Raw genomic sequence first — 19,658 nt, 5'->3', positions numbered from 1 at the left:
AGTCGGACGTCCACTGCGGCAGCGGCGCAATTCCGCCATTGCCGGGCACCATGAGCGAGTGAGGTAACGATGGTTCATCCGAAGGAGCAGATGCCGAACGACGATGCAACGAGGGGGAGGCACACGCCGCCGGCCGCATCGCAGTTCGCATCCGCGACCGGGGCGCGTCCGGAGCCTTCCGTGCCGCGCATCGGCCTCGACATCGGCTCGACGACCGTCAAAGCCGTCGTCCTCGACAATTCCAACGCGTTCGACGCACCGCTGTTCGCCGACTACCGCCGCCACCACGCGAATGTGCGCGCCACGATGGAGGAGCTGTTGCGCGACGTGCGCGCACGCCTCGCCGAACTGGGCCGCGCCGACGAGCCGGTGCGTCTGGCGATCACCGGCTCCGGCGGCCTCGCGCTCGCCGACGCCGTCCATGTGCCCTTCGTCCAGGAGGTCATCGCCGAGACGCGTGCGATCGACGAGCGGATCCCGCAGGCCGACGTCATCATCGAGCTGGGCGGCGAGGACGCGAAGATCACCTACCTCAAGCCCACGCCCGAACAGCGCATGAACGGTTCGTGCGCCGGCGGCACCGGCGCGTTCATCGACCAGATGTCGACGCTGCTGGACACCGACGCGGCCGGCCTCAACGAGATGGCGAAGCATTACGAGAACCTGTATCCGATCGCGTCGCGCTGCGGCGTCTTCGCGAAGACCGACCTGCAGCCGCTCATCAACGACGGCGCCGCTAAACCCGACCTCGCCGCCTCGATCTTCACCGCCGTCGCCACGCAGACGATTGCGGGCCTCGCCGCCGGCCGCCCGATCCACGGCACCGTCGTCTTCCTCGGCGGCCCGCTGTTCTTCATGTCCGAGCTGCGCGAGGCGTTCCGCCGTGCGCTCGACGGCAAGGTCGACGAATTCGTCACGCCCAAGGACGCCCACCTGTACGTCGCGTACGGCGCCGCGCTCACCGCCGGCGAACCCGACCAGATCGAACATGCCGACGACTATCCGCCGCGCACGCTCGACGCAATCATCGCCGCGCTCGCCGACCTGAGCAATCTGGGCGCGAACACGGCGACGATGCCGCCGCTGTTCGCGAGCGCGCAGGACCGCGAGGCCTTCGACGCCCGCCATCATCGCGAACATGTGCACGTCGGCACGCTCGACGGCGCGCACGGACCGCATTTCCTCGGCATCGACGCCGGTTCGACGACGATCAAGGCGACGCTCGTCAACGACGACCGTGAGATCGTCTGGAGTTCGTACGCGACGAACGACGGCTCGCCGCTGACCGCTGCGATCGACATCGTCCGTCGCATCCAGCATGAGCTTCCCGAGGACGCGTGGATCGCGCGCAGCTGCGCGACCGGCTACGGCGAAGGCCTGATCACGACCGGCCTGCATCTGGACGAGGGCGTCGTCGAGACGATGGCGCACTACCGCGGCGCCGAGATGACATGCCCGGGAGTCACCGCCGTCATCGACATCGGCGGACAGGACATGAAGTACCTCGCGATCGACGACGGCGTCATCGATTCGATCGCCGTCAACGAGGCGTGCTCGTCCGGCTGCGGCTCGTTCCTGCAGACCTTCGCGCAGTCGATGGGACTGTCGATCGAGGAGTTCACGCAGGCCGCGCTGAACTCGACGCATCCGGTCGACCTCGGCTCGCGTTGCACCGTGTTCATGAACTCGAGCGTGAAGCAGGCGCAGAAGGAAGGCGCGAGCATCGAGGACATCGCCGCCGGCCTGTGCTATTCGGTCGTTCGCAACGCGCTGTACAAGGTCATCAAGCTGCGCGACTCGGGCGAGCTCGGCGACAACGTCGTCGTGCAGGGCGGCACGTTCCTCAACGACGCCGTGCTGCGCGCCTTCGAACTGCTCACCGAACGCGAGGTGACGCGGCCGAACATCGCCGGTCTGATGGGCGCATACGGCGCCGCGTTGACCGCGCGCATGCACTACGACGACGTCGCCGACGACACCGACGGCGACACCGACGACGCGGCCGCGCACGTCGTGACCGTCGCCGGCACCGCGCACACCGTATCGAGCATCCTCACCGGCGACGCGCTCGACGAACTGAGCATGACGACCGAACGCGACGTGTGCAAGCTGTGCCAGAACCACTGCAAGCTGACGATCACGACGTTCCACGACGGTTCGCGCTACGTGACCGGCAACCGCTGCGAACGCGGCGGCGACGCGAAACGCAAACGCAGCGACCGCCCGAACCTCTACGACTACAAATACAAGCGCGCCTTCGCCTACCGGCGCCTGACCGACAAGAAGGCGACGCGCGGCGAAATCGGCATCCCACGCGTGCTCAACATGTACGAGAACTACCCGTTCTGGTTCACACTGCTCACGTCGCTCGGCTTCAAGGTCGTCATCTCCGGCCGCAGCAACCACGAACTGTTCGAGACGGGCATCGAATCGATCGCGTCCGAGAACATCTGCTACCCGGCGAAACTCGTCCACGGCCACATCACATGGCTGCTCAACAAAGGCATCAAGACGATCTTCTACCCGTGCGTGAGCTTCGAGGACGACCTCGTTCCCGAATCGGACAACCATTTCAACTGCCCGATCGTCGCCAACTACCCGGTCGTCATCGCCGCGAACATGGCGGCACTGCGCGAGGACGGCATACGGTTCATGAAACCGTACTTCAACCTGTCCAAACACGACCTGATGGTCGACCGCATCGTCGAGGAGTTCGCCTGGGCCGGCGTCACGCGCGACGAGGCCGAACTGGCCGTCGCCGCCGCCTACGCCGAAGACAAGGTCTTCAAACACGACGTGCAGATGGAAGGACTGCGCGCGCTCGCCTACATGAAGGAACACGACTGCCGCGGCATCGTCCTCGCCGGCCGTCCCTACCACGTCGACCCCGAAATCAACCACGGCATCCCCGAAACGATCTGCTCGCTCGGCATGGTCGTCCTCTCCGAGGACTCCGTCAGCTGGCTGAACCCCGACGACAAGCTCGACCTGACCGCATACCTCGCCGACGGCGAAAGCGACCCGCACAGGCACGACGCCGCCGGTTTCCGCCACGTCGACGACCGCAAGGTCACGAAACTGCCGCTACGCGTCATGAACCAGTGGGCATACCACGCGCGCCTGTACAAGGCCGCCGACTTCGTCGCCCACTGGCCGGGACTCGAACTCGTGCAGCTCAACTCCTTCGGCTGCGGCCTCGACGCGATCACGACCGACCAGGTCGCCGAGATCCTCGCCGACAAGGCCGACGTGTACACGATGCTCAAGATCGACGAAGTGAGCAACCTCGGCGCCGCCAAGATACGACTGCGCTCGCTCAAGGCCGCCGTCGAGGAACGCGAAAGCAGCCGCGGCGCACACGCAGCCGCCGCCGACGTGAACGCCGCGACGGCGACATCGACGACATCGACATCGACATCGACATCGACGACGCCCACGCAGCCGACATCGACGTTCCGCAAGACCGGCACAATGGCGCCGACAGCCGGACGACAGGCGATGCTCGACGCGATCCTCGGCGCGCGCGATGGCGACGGCAGTCGTCACACACGCACGCAGAAAGCCACAATGAGCAACTACGCGCAGCACGTGCCGTTCACGAAGGCGATGCGCAAGACCCACACGATCGTCGCACCGCAGATGAGCCCCATCCACTTCAGCCTCGTCGAAGCTGCCGTACGCGCCAGCGGCTACAAATTCGACGTGCTCACCCACGCCGACAAGACCGACGTCGAAACCGGACTCAAATACGTCAACAACGACGCCTGCTACCCGGCGATCATGACGGTCGGCCAACTCGTCGAAGCCATCAAATCAGGACGCTACGATCCGGACACGACGGCGCTCGCGATCTCGCAGACCGGCGGCATGTGCAGGGCGACGAACTACTACGGCCTGATTCGCAAGGCGTTGATTGACGCCGGCTACCCGCAGATCCCGGTGCTCGCGATCTCGACGCAGGGATTCGTCGACAATCCCGGATTCACGCCGACGGTGCCGCTGCTGCACCGCGCGGCGAAGGCGCTCATCATCGGCGATCTGCTGATGAAATGCCTCTACCGCGTGCGCCCGTACGAGCAGCGTCCCGGCAGCGCGAACCGGCTGTACGAACGCTGGAACACAATCGTGCGCGAGACATTGCTCAACCATGGCAACTCGAGGACTGCGAAGATGCTCTACGGACGCGGCCACTGGAGCTACGCCGCGCTCGTCAAGGGAATCGTGCGCAGCTTCGACGCGTTGCCGCTGCGCGACGTGCCACGCAAGGTGCGCGTCGGCGTCGTCGGCGAGATCCTCGTCAAATACCATCCGGACGCGAACAACCACGTCGTCGACGTCATCGAATCGCAGGACTGTGAAGCCGTCGTGCCGGGCATCATCGACTTCATGACGATGCGCCCGTACATCAACGACTGGAACGAGCACAACATCGGCATGGGACGCAACAAAGCGCTGATGGGCGCGTTCAAGGGCGTCATCCACGCCTACATGAAGCCGGTGCACGACGCGCTCGACGCAAGCGGCGGCAAGTTCGAGAAGGACCTGCCGATGGGCGAGCTCGTGAAGAAGGCGGCGACCGTCACGTCGATCGGCGTGCAGGCCGGCGAAGGATGGCTGCTGAGCGGCGAAATCGTCGAACTCATCGAATCCGGCTGCCCGAACGTCATCTGCGCGCAGCCCTTCGCATGCCTGCCCAACCATGTGACCGGCCGCGGCATGTTCGGCAAGATCCGCAGGATGTACCCGGAGGCGAACATCGTCTCGATCGACTACGACCCGGGCGCGAGCGAAGCGAACCAGCTCAACCGCATCAAGCTGATGATCGCGGCGGCGAAAAAGGCGGCGCGTCGCTGACGGGCGGGCGCTTCGCCGCCCGTCAGCGTCAGATGGCCGTTTTTGGACTGATTATTGAGATTTCCTAGAACGGCGCCGCCGTGTCCCCGCGGATGCACGTTACTATGGGCACTTATGACAACACCACGAGTCTCATACGCGCATCTGCTCGTCCAGCCGAATCCGAAGCATGTGCGCAGCCTTGTCCGCTTCTTCGAACAGGGATGCTCCGCGCCGGGAACCGGGGGCTTCGGCGTCGAGATCGAGCATCTGCCGGTGCACAACGCCGACGACACGGCCGTCACCTACGGGGAGCCGAACGGCGTCGAGGAGCTGCTGCGCCGCCTGCGGCCATATTATGACGCCGACCAGGAATACTGGCAGGACGACCATCTGGTCGGACTGGGACGTGAGGGACTCGCCGTCTCGCTCGAACCCGGCGGCCAGATCGAAACGTCAATCGGCATCCTGCGCAAGCCGGAAGAACTGCTTGCACTGCACGGACGGTTCATCGAGGAGGCGCAGCCGATCCTCGACGAACTCGGTTTCCGCCTCGTCAACTACGGCTACCAGCCGAAGACATCGTTCGCGGACATCCCGCTCAACCCGAAGCGACGCTACGCGGCGATGAATGAGTATCTGGGACGCATCGGACAGTTCGGCCCGTGCATGATGCGCGCGTCGGCGTCGACGCAGGTGAGCATCGACTACACGAGCGAACGCGACGCGATCGCGAAGATGCGGCTCGGCACCGCGATCGGTCCGATCCTCGCATGGTTCTTCCGCAACACCCCGTATTTCGAAGGAGCGCGCAACCCGTGGCCGTTGTGCCGACAGCGGATGTGGGACTATCTCGACGTGCAGCGCACGAACGTGACGCCGGGACTCTACGATGAACGCTTCAGCTGGGAGGACTACGCGGCGGACGTGCTCAGCACGCCGCTGATGTTCGCCGACCTGACGCATACGCCGGAATGCAAAGGACGCCCGGAGCACGAACTCGAGTTCGCGGCGTTCTGCTCGAATGCGGCCGACGTCTACCCGGACCGCGAGCTCAACGCCTACGAGGTCAACCATGTGCTCTCGACGCATTTCAACGATGTGCGCCTGAAGAACTTCATCGAGATGCGGCACTGGGATTCACTGCCGGTGGAGCGCGCCGAACGGCTCACGCAGATCGTAGGCGACCTGTTCTACGATCCGGAGCGCCGCGGGCGTCTTGAATCGTATTTCAGTGGACTGACCGGCGAGGACGTGCACGCCGCGAAGGCCGTGCTGCAGTCGCGCGGGGGAGACGCGAAACCGTACGACCGGCCGATGGAGTACTGGGCGGAGGTACTGGGCGTCGGGGATACGCTTGATCAGGTGCCGGGGGATGCGATGCGGCCGGAGGTAAGGCAGGGGTAGGAGGAGGCTACTCTAGAAGAGTCCTGCAATTGCGGGAGTGATCCCCCTGTATAGATGTACTTCGGACATGCCCCGCATATGCGGGGAATGATACAGCGGAGGAGGAGATGCGAAGTGCGCCGTGAAAAGTGAATGAAAATGCTTCTCGCTGATCAATGATATGTTGGAAACACAAGGATTTCTTAGTGTGCTCCCCGCAAGCGCGGGGATGATCCCGTCCACGAATCCTGGAACGAGCCGGTGGTCTGGTGCTCCCCGCAAGCGCGGGGATGATCCCGTGACATCGGGGTTGTCTGAGCGTAGGCAGAAGTGCTCCCCGCAAGCGCGGGGATGATCCCGAAAGCGTTGAAACCATTGGGATGACGCTACAGTGCTCCCCGCAAGCGCGGGGATGATCCCGAAAGCGTTGAAACCATTGGGATGACGCTACAGTGCTCCCCGCAAGCGCGGGGATGATCCCTCCCGCCGTAGGGTCCGTCTCCACGTAGGGGAGTGCTCCCCGCAAGCGCGGGGATGATCCACCGGCCCGAAAAATGGTCAAGAGGGCAGGTGCGTGCTCCCCGCAAGCGCGGGGATGATCCCTTCAACGACTGCGCACTGTTCGCCGAGTCGCCGTGCTCCCCGCAAGCGCGGGGATGATCCCGCGACAAGCCCACGCTTATACGGCATCAAGGCGGTGCTCCCCGCAAGCGCGGGGATGATCCCATCGCGTATTCCCGGCCGAACGGAACGGCCGTGCTCCCCGCAAGCGCGGGGATGATCCCGGGTTGCTGTCGGCCCATCGGTCGCAGTCGAAGTGCTCCCCGCAAGCGCGGGGATGATCCACTGGATGACGGGCACACGCCTGAGCTTGTGCTGTGCTCCCCGCAAGCGCGGGGATGATCCCAGGTGTCGTGCCGGCTGGTTGGGGCCGTGTGCGTGCTCCCCGCAAGCGCGGGGATGATCCCACGAAATTATCGGTGGAAAACATCATGCAGCAGTGCTCCCCGCAAGCGCGGGGATGATCCCATTGGGCTGACGCTACAAACGACCATCTCGCGGTGCTCCCCGCAAGCGCGGGGATGATCCCAGGCGTCCTTTGATGTGGCGTTTCGGCCAGCCGTGCTCCCCGCAAGCGCGGGGATGATCCCGTCAGGGCAATCGTCCGTTCGCCGAGGTCGCGGTGCTCCCCGCAAGCGCGGGGATGATCCCTCAAACCAAACAAGCGAAGGAAAGTGATTGTGGTGCTCCCCGCAAGCGCGGGGATGATCCGAACAGACGCCGCTTGTTTGAGTTAGCCACGTTGTTTGCTCCCCGCAAGCGCGGGGTGATCCCCTGAGCGGGTTCATGAAGGCGTTCACCGATTTGTGCTCCTCGCAAGCGCGTGGACAACCCGGGTGCGGTTGCCGAAACGGCGGGGCGGATGCAGGAGTCGGCTCAAGTCGTCTCTGTCGAAGAGAGGAGCATACCCGTTTCCGATGCATCCGCAAATACGGAAGAGGATGAGGGGAACCATGGTGGGCAGAATCCGACCGTGGTTTCGGCCCCTGCTGTCCAAACCGGGCCCGTTGCCGCCGCGGTCGCGCCGGCCGGACCTTCGACGCCCGCTGCGCAGCCCGCTGTGCAGGCTGATGGGAAGGTCGCGTTGACCCGTCTCCTGCAGCCTCTTCATGATGAAGGTCTTCTGGACAAATCCATGACCGCGCAGAAGGCCAATCCGATTCTGGCCGCCAAAGGGCTGATCATCCATACGGAGCAGGGCTACTGGATTCCCACTGACTACGGCAGGAAGCTGGGCGTCGAGGCCAGAAGCAATGAACGGGGCGCCACTTGGCCGCTCTACCCACCCGAGCTGGGCATGCTGGTCCTCGGTATGCTGCTATAGGGACCTGTTGTGGATGCTGACAAAGCCGGCGACGGCATCCACGCTTCGTATCGTGAAGCGTATGCGCGACGCTGATTTGTGCCGTCGGCGTCTTGCATCGCGCGTGCGTACGCTGTGTATGGCGATTCGTAATTGTGGATAGCGTCGAAGGAGCGGATGATGACGAAGGAGCAGTACATAGATCCCATACGTGGCACGGCTTATGGTTCGCAGGATGTCGCCGGCGCGCCGCACGCGGCCGCGGGAGAGGGAGAGCCGGTGGTCCGCGCTGGGCAAGAGGAGGCTACGCCGCGAGTCGGAACGCAGACGGCGTACATGGCCGGAGGATGCTTCTGGGGGCTTGAGCGCGCCATGCAGAACGTCGATGGGGTCGTCGACACGGCGGTGGGATATGCGCAGTCGCGCACGCCGAACCCCACCTACCGTCAGGTGTGCTCCGGGGCGACCGATGCCGTCGAGACCGTGCGCATCGATTTCGATCCGACCCGGGTGAGCTTGCGGACGCTGACGCTGTTGTTCCTTGACGTCATCGATCCGTTCAGCGTCGACCGTCAGGGCAATGACGTCGGCCGGCAGTACCGTTCTGGCCTGTATCCGTCCGGCGAAGACACGGACGAACAGCGTACGGTGTATGAACAGGCGCTGAAGGACCTCGAGCGACGTGTGGGGGAGACCCCAGCCGTGGAGATTGAGGAGCTGCGCGATTTCACGCCTGCGGAGCCCGAGCATCAGGACTATCTGCTCGTCAATCCAAATGGATATTGCCATATCCCGATGGATGCGATCAACCATATGCGGGAGCGTCAGCGTTACATCGAGCGCATCTGGGAACTCACGCCGGAGCAATACGCCGTTACGCAGCGCTCCGCCACCGAACCGCCGTTCGCCAACGCATATGACCGCCTGTTCGATCCCGGCATCTATGTGGACCGCGTCAGCGGCGAGCCGCTGTTCTTCTCCACCGACAAAATCGATTCCGGATGCGGCTGGCCGTCGTTCAGCGCGCCGATCAGTCAGGATGCGGTGCGCGGCGTCAGGGATGACAGTCTGCCGCTGCATCCACGCGTCGAAGTGCGGGCCGTGCACTCCAACAGCCATTTGGGACATGTGTTCACGGATGGTCCACGTGAGCGCGGCGGCCTGCGGTATTGCATGAATTCTGCGGCGTTGCGGTTTGTGCCGCGCGGGAGGATGGCCGAGGAGGGCTACGGGGATCTCGTGGCGGCGCTCGACGAACGTTTGCGTGACCCCTCGAGCGACTGATGCGCGGTGCGTGAGCGTGCGTAGCGCCCACCTTCCGCATACCGTGCGCCGCATTTGTTCACCGGTGGCTATTTCCGGTTCCCTGACACCTCCCGTGGCACGAAGATGGTAGTCAGCAAGACGGATTGCGGCGGCGTACGGTCGTCTCGGTCCGTGCCTGAACCACCAATAGGAGGACACCATGGCGGATAAGCCAACCATTGCATTCGTCGAGACTTCGCTCACCGACGGTTCGTTCGAGGCGGACCTCGCCAAGGAGATCATGAGCATCGTCGGCGACCGCGCCGAGACGATCACCCTCGACTACGAGGACCTGCCGCTCGCCGGCGAATCCCCGGAGTACCCGCTGCCGGAGGCCGCGCTCGCCGTGCGTGACAAGCTTGGCAACGCGGACGCCGTCTGGGTTGTCGTCTCCGAGTACAAGAAGACGATTCCGGATTCGCTGCGCAACCTCTTCGACTGGCTGTCGCTGCCGTCCACGAAGGATGAGGAGGGCGAGAACGTGCTCAACCAGAAGCCGGTCGCGATTTCCGGCGTCGGCGGCTTCGAGGAGCTGCATCCGCGCATCATGGTCGGCGATCTGCTCGAGGATGCCGGTATGCGTCTCTTCCCTGTCGAGGTCGGCCTGTCCGTTCCGGACGAGGCCGTGCAGACCGGCGACTGGGCGATGACGGAAGCCGATCAGGAGGCGCTGCGCACGCAGGCTGAGGACTTCCTGACCTTCATCTCCGAGAACGAAGTGAAGTGAGTGTTCCGTTCGCACACCGCTGTGGATGACTGATTTCACGACGACCCGCGCATCTCCCGACGAGCTGCGCGGGTCGTCCCATACATTGCCAATGCTTTCCGGCCCATTTCATCGGTTCCGTCGACGACTACACCCGTAGCCATGCCGTTCTGCGTCCCGTCCTGTCGGCTCCATCGATGGTTCGTCCCGCAATCGGACCGGTTTCCGTCCCATTCCATCGACCACATCGATGAACCCGACCGCGGAGAGGCCAGTTTCCGTCCCGATTCGTCGAGGTGCCCGACGGTTTGTCCCGCTGCGTCCCGTCCTGTCGGCTCCGTCGACGGACCGTCCCGCAATCGGACCGGTTTCTGTCCCGGCCCGTCGACTCCGTCGATGAAGCCACCCGCAATGCGGCCATCCGGCCCGTCATCCCCGCCAGCCCCATCTCCTTACGCCGACGGCATACAACAATTGCATCTACAACAGTTGTATGCCGTCCGGTCTAGACTGACCGGACGGCGTACAACCAACGCATACGACACATAGCGCGCAGGAAAGGAAGCGGATCGTGGTCATCGGGAACGCGGACGGCGGGCACGGGCAGGAGTGGCTCAAGCCGAGTCTGGAGATTCGTGCGGTGCATCAGCTTATCGCGCGGTACTGGAACGTCGTCACGCCGTCGGAATCCACGGGCTCGGGCACGAACATGCCGATCATCCTGTATCTGCACGACCATCGCCATGAGGACGTCTTCCAATACGACATCGAGCGGGCGTTCTCGATTACGCGTTCCACGGCATCTCGTGTACTCGCGCTGATGGAGAAGAAGGGGCTGATCACGCGCACGAGCGTCCAATGGGATGCGCGCGTGCGCAAGATCGAGCTCACGGCCGCCGCCGACGGCATCGTCGAAGAGCTACAGCGCCGTTCCCGGCAACTCGAACGTACGTTGTTCGAAGGGTTCTCCGATGACGAGCAGCGGCGTTTCCTCGCCGACCTCGAGCGCATGCAGTCGAATCTGTACGCCACCGGCCTGCTCGGCAAGGAGACGCCGGGGTGCGCCTGCGCGCATCCGCCGGCCGACGAAGAGCAGCACGGCGACGGCGCTCGCGCACCCGCGGACGCGTCGCCGACCCGCCCACAGCAGTCGGCCGACACTGATACGACCGACGCAGCCGACGCAGCCTATACAACCAATACGACCAATAACGACCCGGACGATGCGGACGGCCCGAACAAGCCATCCGACTCGTCAGAGGCCCACAGATTCCAACCAGAGAAAGCAAAGAAAGGAGCGGAGCAGTGAGCGCAACCACCACGGCGGATACCGCCACGAAGCGACCGCCGGCGTCGCAGCAGACGCAGCCGCCTCAGTTACCGCAGCCGCCGAGCAAGAAGCATGTGATACGCACGCTCGGCAAGTCGCTGCGTGAATACAAGAAGGCGAGCGTCCTCTCGCCGCTGTTCGTCATCGTCGAAGCCATCATCGAGATCCTGATTCCGTCGGTCATCGCCGTGCTCATCGACAAGGGCATCACCGGAAAATCGATGCCGGACATCTGGAAGTACGGCCTGATCCTGATCTGCTGCGCGGCCGTCTCGCTGGGCGCGGGCTTCCTGTCCGGGCGCTACGCGGCGGTCGCATCCTCCGGCTTCGCGAAGAACCTGCGCCACGACGAGTTCCAGAAAGTGCAGCAGTTCAGCTTCGCGAACATCGACCGATTCTCGACCGGCTCGATCATCACGAGGCTGACGACCGACGTAACGAACGTGCAGAACGCCTATCAGATGCTGATCCGCGTCGGCATGCGCGCCCCTGTCATGTTGGTCGTCGCATGGATCTTCACGTTCCGCATCAGCCCGCAGATCTCGCTGGTGTTCCTCGCATGCATCCCGGTGCTCGCGGTCGGCCTGTTCGGCCTGATCCTCGTCGTCCATCCGATCTTCGAACGCGTCTTCCACACCTACGACGAGCTCAACAACGTCGTCGACGAGAACCTGCAGGGCATCCGCGTCGTCAAGTCCTTCAACCGCGAGGGCTTCGAGGGCCGCAAGTTCGGCCATATCTCACAGAAGATCTACGACCAGTTCTGCAAGGCCGAGAAGCTGCTGTCGATCAACTCGCCGCTGTTCAACGTCTGCATGTACGCGTCGCTGATCACGATCGCGTGGATCGGCGCCCGCCAGATCGTCGCCTCCGGCAACAACGCCGCGCTCGGCCTGACGACCGGCGACCTGACCGCGCTCGTCACCTATGCGATGCAGATCATGATGGCGATGATGATGCTGTCGATGATCTTCGTCATGGTCATCATCTCCCGTGCGTCCGCCGAACGCATCTGCGGCGTCCTGACCGAGGAGAGCACGATCCGCGAGGCGGACGAGCCGGTCACGGCCGTCGCCGACGGCTCGATCGACTTCGACCATGTGAGCTTCCGCTATTCCGAGCATTCGGAACGTCCGGTGCTCGACGACATCGACCTGCACATCCGCTCCGGGCAGACGATCGGCATCGTCGGCGGCACCGGATCGGCGAAGTCGTCGCTCGTGCAGCTCATCCCGCGCCTGTACGACGTCACGTCCGGCGCGCTCAAGGTCGGCGGCGTCGACGTGCGCGACTACGAGCTCGAGTCGCTGCGCGACGAGGTCGCGATGGTGCTGCAGAAGAACGTGCTGTTCGCCGGCACGATCGCCGAGAACCTGCGCTGGGGCAACCCGTACGCGACCGACGAGGAGCTGCGCCACGCCTGCGAGCTCGCGCAGGCCGACGGCTTCATCCAGGAGTTCCCCGATAAATACGACACCTACATCGAGCAGGGCGGCACGAACGTCTCCGGCGGCCAGCGCCAGCGTCTGTGCATCGCCCGCGCGCTGCTGAAGAAGCCGAAGATCCTGATCCTCGACGATTCGACGTCGGCCGTGGACACGAAGACGGACAAGCTGATCCGCGAGGCGTTCCACCACGAGATCCCGAACACGACGAAGATTATCATCGCGCAGCGCGTGGCGTCGGTCGAGGAGTCGGACCTGATCGTCGTCATGCATGAAGGCCGCATCCTCGACCAGGGCACGAACGACGAGCTGCTCGCACGCTGCGAGGAATACCGCAGCATCTACGAGTCGCAGACGCAGCAGCACACGCAACGCGACCTCGGCAAGGAGGCGCAGGACCTGCACGAGGAGGAGGCGGAGGCCAGCGGCTACCGCAAGGACTACGACGAGGACACGTCGACCGCCGACATCATCGCGCGGCAGCGGGAACGCGAACGGGTGCGCGAGGAGCATATCCGCAACGACATCGAACAGATCAAGGGAGGTGAGGAACGATGAGCGCAGCAGCAGCGACGACGGCGCGCACGGCGGTCACCGACAAGGAGACCCTCAACGACGACGCGCGCATGCCGAACGCGAACGGCATGCAGGGCATGCCGCGCCAGAAGGCGAAGAAGGGCACGCTCAGGCGACTGCTCAGATACGTGTTCGCCTACCGGGCGCGCATGGTCTTCATCATCATCGCGATCATCGTGTCCGCGATCGCGCAGGCCGGGTCAGCACTGTTCCTGCAGGCGCTGATCGACCGCTACATCATGCCGCTCGTCGGCGAAAGCCATCCGGCGTGGGCGCCGCTCATCGAGGCGTTGCTGTTCATGGGCGTCCTCTATGCGCTCGGCACCGTCAGCGCATGGCTGTACTCGTATCTGCTCGTCGGCGTCGAACAGGGCGTCATGAAGCAGATCCGCGACGAGATGTTCGAGCATATGCAGACGTTGCCGATCTCCTACTTCGACACGCATGAGCACGGCGACGTCATGAGCCGCTACACGAACGACACCGACACGCTGCGCCAAGCGATCAGCCAGTCGCTTCCGCAGATGTTCGCATCCGGCGTCTCGGCGCTCGCGGCGCTCGTCTCGATGCTGTACCTGTCGATTCCCTACACGGTCTTCGTGCTCGTCTTCACGGCGCTGCTGATGCTGCTGATCCGCGTGATCGTCAGCCGCTCCGGCCGCTATTTCGTCGTGCAGCAGCAGGAGCTCGGCGACGTGAACGCCTTCGTTGAGGAATCGGTCAACGGGCAGAAGGTCATCAAGGTCTTCAACCACGAGGACGCGACGCAGGCGGACTTCGACGAGCGCAACGAACGGCTCTACCGGGCGAGCGCGAGCGCGAACACCTACGGCAACGTGCTGATGCCGGTCGTCGGCAACATGGGCTATCTGCTCTATGTGCTCTCGGCGATCTTCGGCGGCCTGGCGGCGCTCGGCGACTGGGGCAACCTCAGCTTCTCGGGCGCGACCTTCACGATCGGCACGATCATCTCGCTGCTGACGCTGTCGAGGTCCTTCGTCAACCCGATCGGCCAGGTCTCGCAGCAGATGACGATGGTCATGATGGCGCTTGCGGGCGCGTCGCGCATCTTCGCGCTGATGGACGAGCCTTCGGAGAAGGACAACGGCACGGTGACGCTCGTCAACGTCGAGCTCGGTTCGGACGGCCGCACGATGACGGAGACGTCGAGGAAGACCGGCCATTGGGCGTGGAAGCGCGAGGCGAGCGACGACGGCACGCGTTCGCGCGAGGCTGCGAAGCAGCTCAGCGACCGCGCCTACGAGGTCTGGCAGAAGGCGCATGAGCAGGCGGTGACGTCCCCGGACGGCAGGCTGACGCTGCTGCGCGGCGACGTGCGCTTCACCGATGTGACCTTCGGCTACGACCCGAAGAAGCCGGTGCTGCACGACATCACATGGTTCGCCAAGCCGGGCCAGAAGATCGCGCTCGTCGGCGCGACCGGCGCCGGCAAGACGACGATCACGAACCTGATCAACCGCTTCTACGACATCCAAGAGGGCATGATCCTCTACGACGGCATCAACGTCAAGGGCATCAGGAAGCCGGATCTGCGCCGCTCGCTCGGCATCGTGCTGCAGGACGTGAACCTGTTCACCGGCACGGTGATGGACAACATCCGCTACGGCAAGCTCGATGCGACCGATGAGGAGTGCATCGCCGCGGCGAAGCTCGTCAACGCCGATTCGTTCATCCGCATGCTGCCGGACGGTTATCGGACGGTGCTGTCGGGCGACGGCTCGGGACTGTCGCAGGGGCAGCGTCAGCTGATCTCGATTGCGCGCGCCGCCGTGGCCGATCCGCCGGCGCTCATCCTCGACGAGGCGACGTCGTCGATCGACACGCGCACCGAGGAGGTCGTGCAGGCCGGCATGGACAACCTGATGAAGGGGCGCACGGTGTTCGTCATCGCGCATCGTCTGTCGACGGTCAGGAATTCGGACGTCATCATGGTGCTCGACCATGGCCGCATCATCGAACGCGGCTCGCATGACGAGCTGATGGCCGAGAAGGGCGAGTACTACCAGCTGTACACCGGTTCGCTCGAGCTCGAGTGATTCCGGTCCGGCTGGTCGTGGTCCTCATGAGGGCGGTCGTCCCGTGCGTTGCTCGGGGCGGCCGCCCTCCGTCGTTCTACGGGGAGGGGAGTGAAGAGGCCGCGGCTTTTCCCCTCGCGGAGTGCGCCGCCACGCCGCCGCGGACAGGTAGGATGGGGCAGTATGCAAGGGAACGAAGCGCATATCATCAGGCAGATCAACCACGTCGAGTTCGAGAACGAACATGAGGACGGCGACTGGCCGATCGTCTCGAAGCCGCTCGAGCTCGAGGGCGTGGGCAACGTGCGCGACATGGGTGGCATCCCGACGCAGGACGGCCAGCGGATCCGTCCGGGCATGCTGCTGCGTTCGGCGGACCTGCACAAGGCGACCGACGCCGACCTCGCTACGCTCGACCGGCTCGGCGTGCGCAACATCATCGATCTGCGCACACGGCAGGAACGCCATATGGAGGAGGACCGGCTGCTTCCCGATTGGCGCTATTTTCCGATTCCGGTCTTCGATGAGGGCGGCGAGCTCGGCAAGCAGCTGCGGGGGCTGATCGCCGAGCCGGGCATGTTCATCGAAAGCCTGTACCCGCAGATGATCGACGCGCCGATGGCCGTCTCGTGCTGGAAGGACTGCTTCGGCCATCTGCTCGACGACGGCGGCGGCACGTTGTGGCACTGCACGCAGGGCAAGGACCGCACCGGCGCGCTCGCCGCGCTCGTCCTCGCCTCGCTTGGCGTCGACGAGACGCTCATCATCGACGACTACCTCGAGACGAACCGATTCATGCCGCACACCTCGTCGAAGCTCGCACAGAAGCTCGAATCGATCCTCGGCGCGCGCGTCGACGGCGACATCAACCAGTTCCTGACGGCGGCGCCCGCCTACATCCACGCGTTCATCGGCGCGACGACGCGCTACGGCGGCCTCGTCGGCTTCCTGCGCACAAAGGTGGGACTGTCCGAAACCGATTTCGAACGGCTGCGTGAACGCTACACCTGCGACGCCTCCGACATGCCGCGGGACTGACGGCGAGCGGCGGCGCGCCGATTCGCCTAACTGCGCAATCGCGCGGCGAGGACGCCGGACGTGCTGTAATGGAAGACAGCAATATTCAACCGTGGAACGAAGGATGGTTACCATGACCGACATGACCGAGCAGATGAAGAAGAACTTCGAGGAGATCAAGGAACGCATCGACGAGCACAAGGATGACTTCGAAGGTGTCAAGGATTCGGCCGAGAAGATCGCCGGCAAGCTCAAGGATGCCAAGGAGGGCTGGGAGTCCGCCCGCGCCGAAAAGGGCGACAAGAACGAGATCGCCAAGGACGAGGAGACCCACCAGACCCACTGATCGGTCCTCGGATCGCCGGTCGGGATTCGACCGACGGGCCTTTGCATGGGGTATGACGGGGCGCGCCACACGGAAGCATCGTGCGGCGCGCCCTGTCAATATGTTTGCCGTGAGCTGAAAAAGACATGGGAACATGCGCGCCGGCTTGTTAGCGTAACGCTTGTATGATCTGCACGGGCATCGGGGAGGCGATGTGCCGGGTGCGCCATCCATATCGTGGCCGGAGAGAGCGGACGCGTACAGTCAGCGGACGGCGGCGCCCTGAAGACGTGAAGCGCGATGGGAGAGAGGCGAGGACGATGATGAAGCAGTGGGCATCGGCCGTCATGACGATTGTGGCATGCATGGCGTTGCTCACCGGCTGCGGCGGCGCGGGTCGAACGGAGCCGCAGCCGAGCGCGGACACGGAGATCACGACGGCGCCGAGCGGCAAGGGCGAGTCGACGGAGGCGGCGCCGGACACGTCGGCGAGTGCCGGGGAACTGGAGACGACGACGGTCTCCCCATTGCATGTGGAGGGGACGAAGCTGCTCGACTCCGCCGGCAAGCCGATGCAGCTGCGCGGCGTGTCGACGCATGGCATCGCCTGGTATCCGCAGTACGTGAACGCCGACCTGTTCGCGAACCTCAAGCGCGACTGGGACATCAACGCGGTGCGCATCGCGATGTACTGCGCGGAGAGCGGCGGCTACTGCACCGACGGCAACAAGGAGCAGCTCAAGAAGACGGTGCGCGACGGCATCGACGCGGCCGTCAAGGACGACATGTACGTCATCGTCGACTGGCATACGCTGTCGGACAACGACCCGAACATGCACGTCGACCAGGCGAAGGAGTTCTTCGGCGAGATCGCGAAGGAGTACGCCGACGTGCCGAACGTGCTCTATGAGATCTGCAACGAGCCCAACGGCGGCACGACGTGGGCGCAGGTCAAGCGGTACGCCGAACAGGTGATCCCGGTCGTGCGCGGGCATGCGAAGGACGCCGTCGTGCTCGTCGGCACGCCGAACTGGTGCCAGGACATCGACGTGGTCGCCTCCGATCCGCTCGACGTGGACAACGTCATGTACACCGTGCATTTCTATGCGGCCGACCATGGGCAGTGGCTGCGCGACAAGGTCGTGGCGGCCGTCAAGGCGGGCACGCCGGTGTTCGTCAGCGAATTCGGCGCGACGGCCGCGAACGGCGACGGCGCCGTGGACGTCAAGTCCGCCGACGCGTGGCTCGGCATGCTCGACAAGTACGACATCTCGTACATCATCTGGAACCTGTCCGACAAGCATGAGGGCAGCGCATTGTTCACGACGAATGAGGCACGCGACCCGATCGAATCCGACCTGTCCGCCGAAGGCAGGTGGTATCGGCAGTATCTGCGCGAGCGTCGATAGACGACCCGCGCATGGTGCCGGCGGCAGCGCCGAAAACGGCCATCGGCACCCAAGTTACTGAAGCGCTTATGGTTTTGGAATTATTGGGAAAAGATGACTTCGCTGCGCGCGTCGGAAGCGGAATCCGCCTATGATGGACAGTGCCGTCGGCGAAGACGGCACATCGACAGGAAGGAGCCCCATATGGCAGACGAAGAAAAGAAAGAGGGCCTCGAGGCTCTGGACGCCGCACAGATCGACGCGCTCAAGGAGGTCGTCGACGAGACCGACCATCCGCACATCGACCCGGTGAGCGGCAAGTCCGACGGCAACGCCGACGACGGATTCGACAAGCACGTCGAGGACGACGAGGGCGCCAAGGAGATCAAGGAAGAGAAGAAGGAGCGCACCGGCGCCGAGGAGTCGCTGCTGTTCAACACGGCGAACACGTGGGAGAACATGGACGAAGTGCCCCGCTGAGGTGCGCGGACGCGGCGCATCCATCGCCGGGGCGCCGCGAAACGCCGTCGTTCCAACGTTTGCGTGGAGACGGCGGACATCGAACGGATGACAGGTGAAGGCCGACGCCTTCACCTGTTTTCATTTTTTCATTACATTTTCATGAATGCGGCGCGCGCCGCGACGGGGATGCGCGGCGCGCGGAAGGCGGCGGATGCCGCGCCCGCGGCGATATGCCGACGTGCGCCGGCGTGTGTCGACGGCCGCGACGGGCAATGAAAACGCGGCATTTTCAATGAAACGAGAATCATTCGCCCGATGGGGGAAACCTACGGCGCGGCGCGGCGGCGAACGGTTATATTGAGGATAGCGGCTGCGGCGAAGGACGTCGCACGGAAGACCCACGAATGGAGACGACATGGCACAGGACAAGAAGAACGTCGGCGACGATCTGGACGACATGAGCACGACCGAGCTCGACAACCTTGAGAACATCGTGCGCGACACCGACCATCCGTACGCCGATCCGGTCACCGGCAAGTCGAACGAGGACGTGCCGCACGAGGATCTGGGCGTCGCGCTCAAGTCCGCCGAACGCAAGGCCGCCGACGACGCGAAGATCGAGCGCGCCGCCGAGGAACCCGAGGAATCCGAGAACGCGAACGAGTGGGAGGATCCGGAGCTCGAGGACCGCGACGCCACCCGCTGAGCGGCGAACAGACCGGACGTCGGCGAACAGACCGGCGAATAGGCCGGATTGACGGTACAGGGGAAGTCATGCATGACCGAACATGGCTTCCCCTCGTTTTTCCGTGACGGACGGTCGCGCGGGGCCGCCGGCGTGCCCGGCATGGCCGGTCCGGTCTCAAAACGACACGTGCCGCGGGCGCGGCCTGCCGATCTGTCGTATATTGGTACGCGACGCGACCTGCCGGCGGCGTCGACGAAGGCGCCGGACGCGCAGGATCGAATAACGACGGGCAGCAAG

At 64.3% G+C, this 19,658-nt stretch carries 13 protein-coding genes and 1 CRISPR repeat array; all 13 genes read left to right on the top strand.

The genetic code is table 11. The features are described from left to right. Nucleotides 1–69: 69 nt before the first annotated feature. The 13 genes from BCHO_RS07160 (at nt 70) to BCHO_RS07100 (ending at nt 19,379) form a co-directional block, all read left to right on the top strand. Nucleotides 70–4,854 carry an acyl-CoA dehydratase activase-related protein gene (locus BCHO_RS07160; protein ID WP_237743064.1) on the top strand — a complete coding sequence of 1,595 codons (4,785 nt, stop codon included), beginning with the start codon at nt 70–72 and terminating at the stop codon, nt 4,852–4,854. Between the two features lie 114 nt (nt 4,855–4,968). After that, nucleotides 4,969–6,240: a glutamate-cysteine ligase family protein gene (locus tag BCHO_RS07155; protein WP_024541076.1), complete on the top strand. Its 1,272-nt coding sequence runs from the start codon at nt 4,969–4,971 to the stop codon at nt 6,238–6,240. Nucleotides 6,241–6,427: 187 nt separating this feature from the next. Next, nucleotides 6,428–7,492: direct repeats of the CRISPR family, unit length 29 nt; unit sequence GTGCTCCCCGCAAGCGCGGGGATGATCCC. Nucleotides 7,493–7,603: 111 nt separating this feature from the next. Next, nucleotides 7,604–8,104: a hypothetical protein gene (locus BCHO_RS09290; RefSeq protein ID WP_024540473.1), complete on the top strand. Its 501-nt coding sequence runs from the start codon at nt 7,604–7,606 to the stop codon at nt 8,102–8,104. Between the two features lie 315 nt (nt 8,105–8,419). Further along, nucleotides 8,420–9,367 carry a peptide-methionine (R)-S-oxide reductase MsrB gene (msrB, locus tag BCHO_RS07145; RefSeq protein ID WP_051354846.1) on the top strand — a complete coding sequence of 316 codons (948 nt, stop codon included), beginning with the start codon at nt 8,420–8,422 and terminating at the stop codon, nt 9,365–9,367. 181 nt (nt 9,368–9,548) lie between these two features. Further along, nucleotides 9,549–10,115 (top strand): NADPH-dependent FMN reductase, encoded by a 567-nt coding sequence (locus BCHO_RS07140; RefSeq protein WP_024540475.1) that lies wholly within the window; start codon nt 9,549–9,551, stop codon nt 10,113–10,115. Between the two features lie 550 nt (nt 10,116–10,665). Then, on the top strand, nt 10,666–11,403 hold the full coding sequence (locus BCHO_RS08870) for a MarR family winged helix-turn-helix transcriptional regulator (protein WP_024540476.1): 738 nt from the start codon (nt 10,666–10,668) through the stop codon (nt 11,401–11,403). A gap of 95 nt (nt 11,404–11,498) precedes the next feature. After that, nucleotides 11,499–13,427: an ABC transporter ATP-binding protein gene (locus BCHO_RS07130; RefSeq protein ID WP_051354847.1), complete on the top strand. Its 1,929-nt coding sequence runs from the start codon at nt 11,499–11,501 to the stop codon at nt 13,425–13,427. A gap of 68 nt (nt 13,428–13,495) precedes the next feature. Further along, entirely contained in the window at nt 13,496–15,502 is a 2,007-nt protein-coding gene (locus BCHO_RS07125) for an ABC transporter ATP-binding protein (RefSeq protein ID WP_193345755.1), read from the top strand. Between the two features lie 162 nt (nt 15,503–15,664). Further along, complete coding sequence (locus BCHO_RS07120) at nt 15,665–16,519, top strand: tyrosine-protein phosphatase (RefSeq protein ID WP_051354845.1); 855 nt, start codon at nt 15,665–15,667, stop codon at nt 16,517–16,519. A gap of 112 nt (nt 16,520–16,631) precedes the next feature. Further along, on the top strand, nt 16,632–16,844 hold the full coding sequence (locus BCHO_RS07115; protein ID WP_024540480.1) for a hypothetical protein: 213 nt from the start codon (nt 16,632–16,634) through the stop codon (nt 16,842–16,844). 302 nt (nt 16,845–17,146) lie between these two features. Then, complete coding sequence (locus tag BCHO_RS07110; protein WP_024540481.1) at nt 17,147–18,232, top strand: glycoside hydrolase family 5 protein; 1,086 nt, start codon at nt 17,147–17,149, stop codon at nt 18,230–18,232. Nucleotides 18,233–18,415: 183 nt separating this feature from the next. Next, nucleotides 18,416–18,691 (top strand): hypothetical protein, encoded by a 276-nt coding sequence (locus BCHO_RS07105; RefSeq protein ID WP_024540482.1) that lies wholly within the window; start codon nt 18,416–18,418, stop codon nt 18,689–18,691. 397 nt (nt 18,692–19,088) lie between these two features. Further along, the gene (locus tag BCHO_RS07100; protein WP_024540483.1) at nt 19,089–19,379 is read left to right on the top strand and encodes a hypothetical protein; all 291 of its coding nucleotides are present in this window, start codon (nt 19,089–19,091) and stop codon (nt 19,377–19,379) included. Nucleotides 19,380–19,658 lie beyond the last annotated feature (279 nt).

The sequence above is a fragment of the Bifidobacterium choerinum genome (assembly GCF_000741135.1).
GTDB classification, from domain to species: Bacteria; Actinomycetota; Actinomycetes; order Actinomycetales; family Bifidobacteriaceae; genus Bifidobacterium; species Bifidobacterium choerinum.
Note: the sequence above shows the minus strand (reverse complement) of the source record. Positions and strands in the feature narration are given on the sequence as shown.

Bases quoted from the DNA above. Each gene is read 5' to 3' on its own strand.
- BCHO_RS07115 (WP_024540480.1), top strand. From the start codon at position 16,632: ATGACCGACATGACCGAGCAGATGAAGAAGAACTTCGAGGAGATCAAG.
- BCHO_RS07125 (WP_193345755.1), top strand. From the start codon at position 13,496: ATGCCGAACGCGAACGGCATGCAGGGCATGCCGCGCCAGAAGGCGAAG.
- BCHO_RS07140 (WP_024540475.1), top strand. From the start codon at position 9,549: ATGGCGGATAAGCCAACCATTGCATTCGTCGAGACTTCGCTCACCGAC.
- BCHO_RS07120 (WP_051354845.1), top strand. From the start codon at position 15,665: ATGCAAGGGAACGAAGCGCATATCATCAGGCAGATCAACCACGTCGAG.
- BCHO_RS07100 (WP_024540483.1), top strand. From the start codon at position 19,089: ATGGCACAGGACAAGAAGAACGTCGGCGACGATCTGGACGACATGAGC.
- BCHO_RS07160 (WP_237743064.1), top strand. From the start codon at position 70: ATGGTTCATCCGAAGGAGCAGATGCCGAACGACGATGCAACGAGGGGG.
- BCHO_RS07155 (WP_024541076.1), top strand. From the start codon at position 4,969: ATGACAACACCACGAGTCTCATACGCGCATCTGCTCGTCCAGCCGAAT.
- BCHO_RS07110 (WP_024540481.1), top strand. From the start codon at position 17,147: ATGAAGCAGTGGGCATCGGCCGTCATGACGATTGTGGCATGCATGGCG.
- msrB (WP_051354846.1), top strand. From the start codon at position 8,420: ATGGCCGGAGGATGCTTCTGGGGGCTTGAGCGCGCCATGCAGAACGTC.
- BCHO_RS07105 (WP_024540482.1), top strand. From the start codon at position 18,416: ATGGCAGACGAAGAAAAGAAAGAGGGCCTCGAGGCTCTGGACGCCGCA.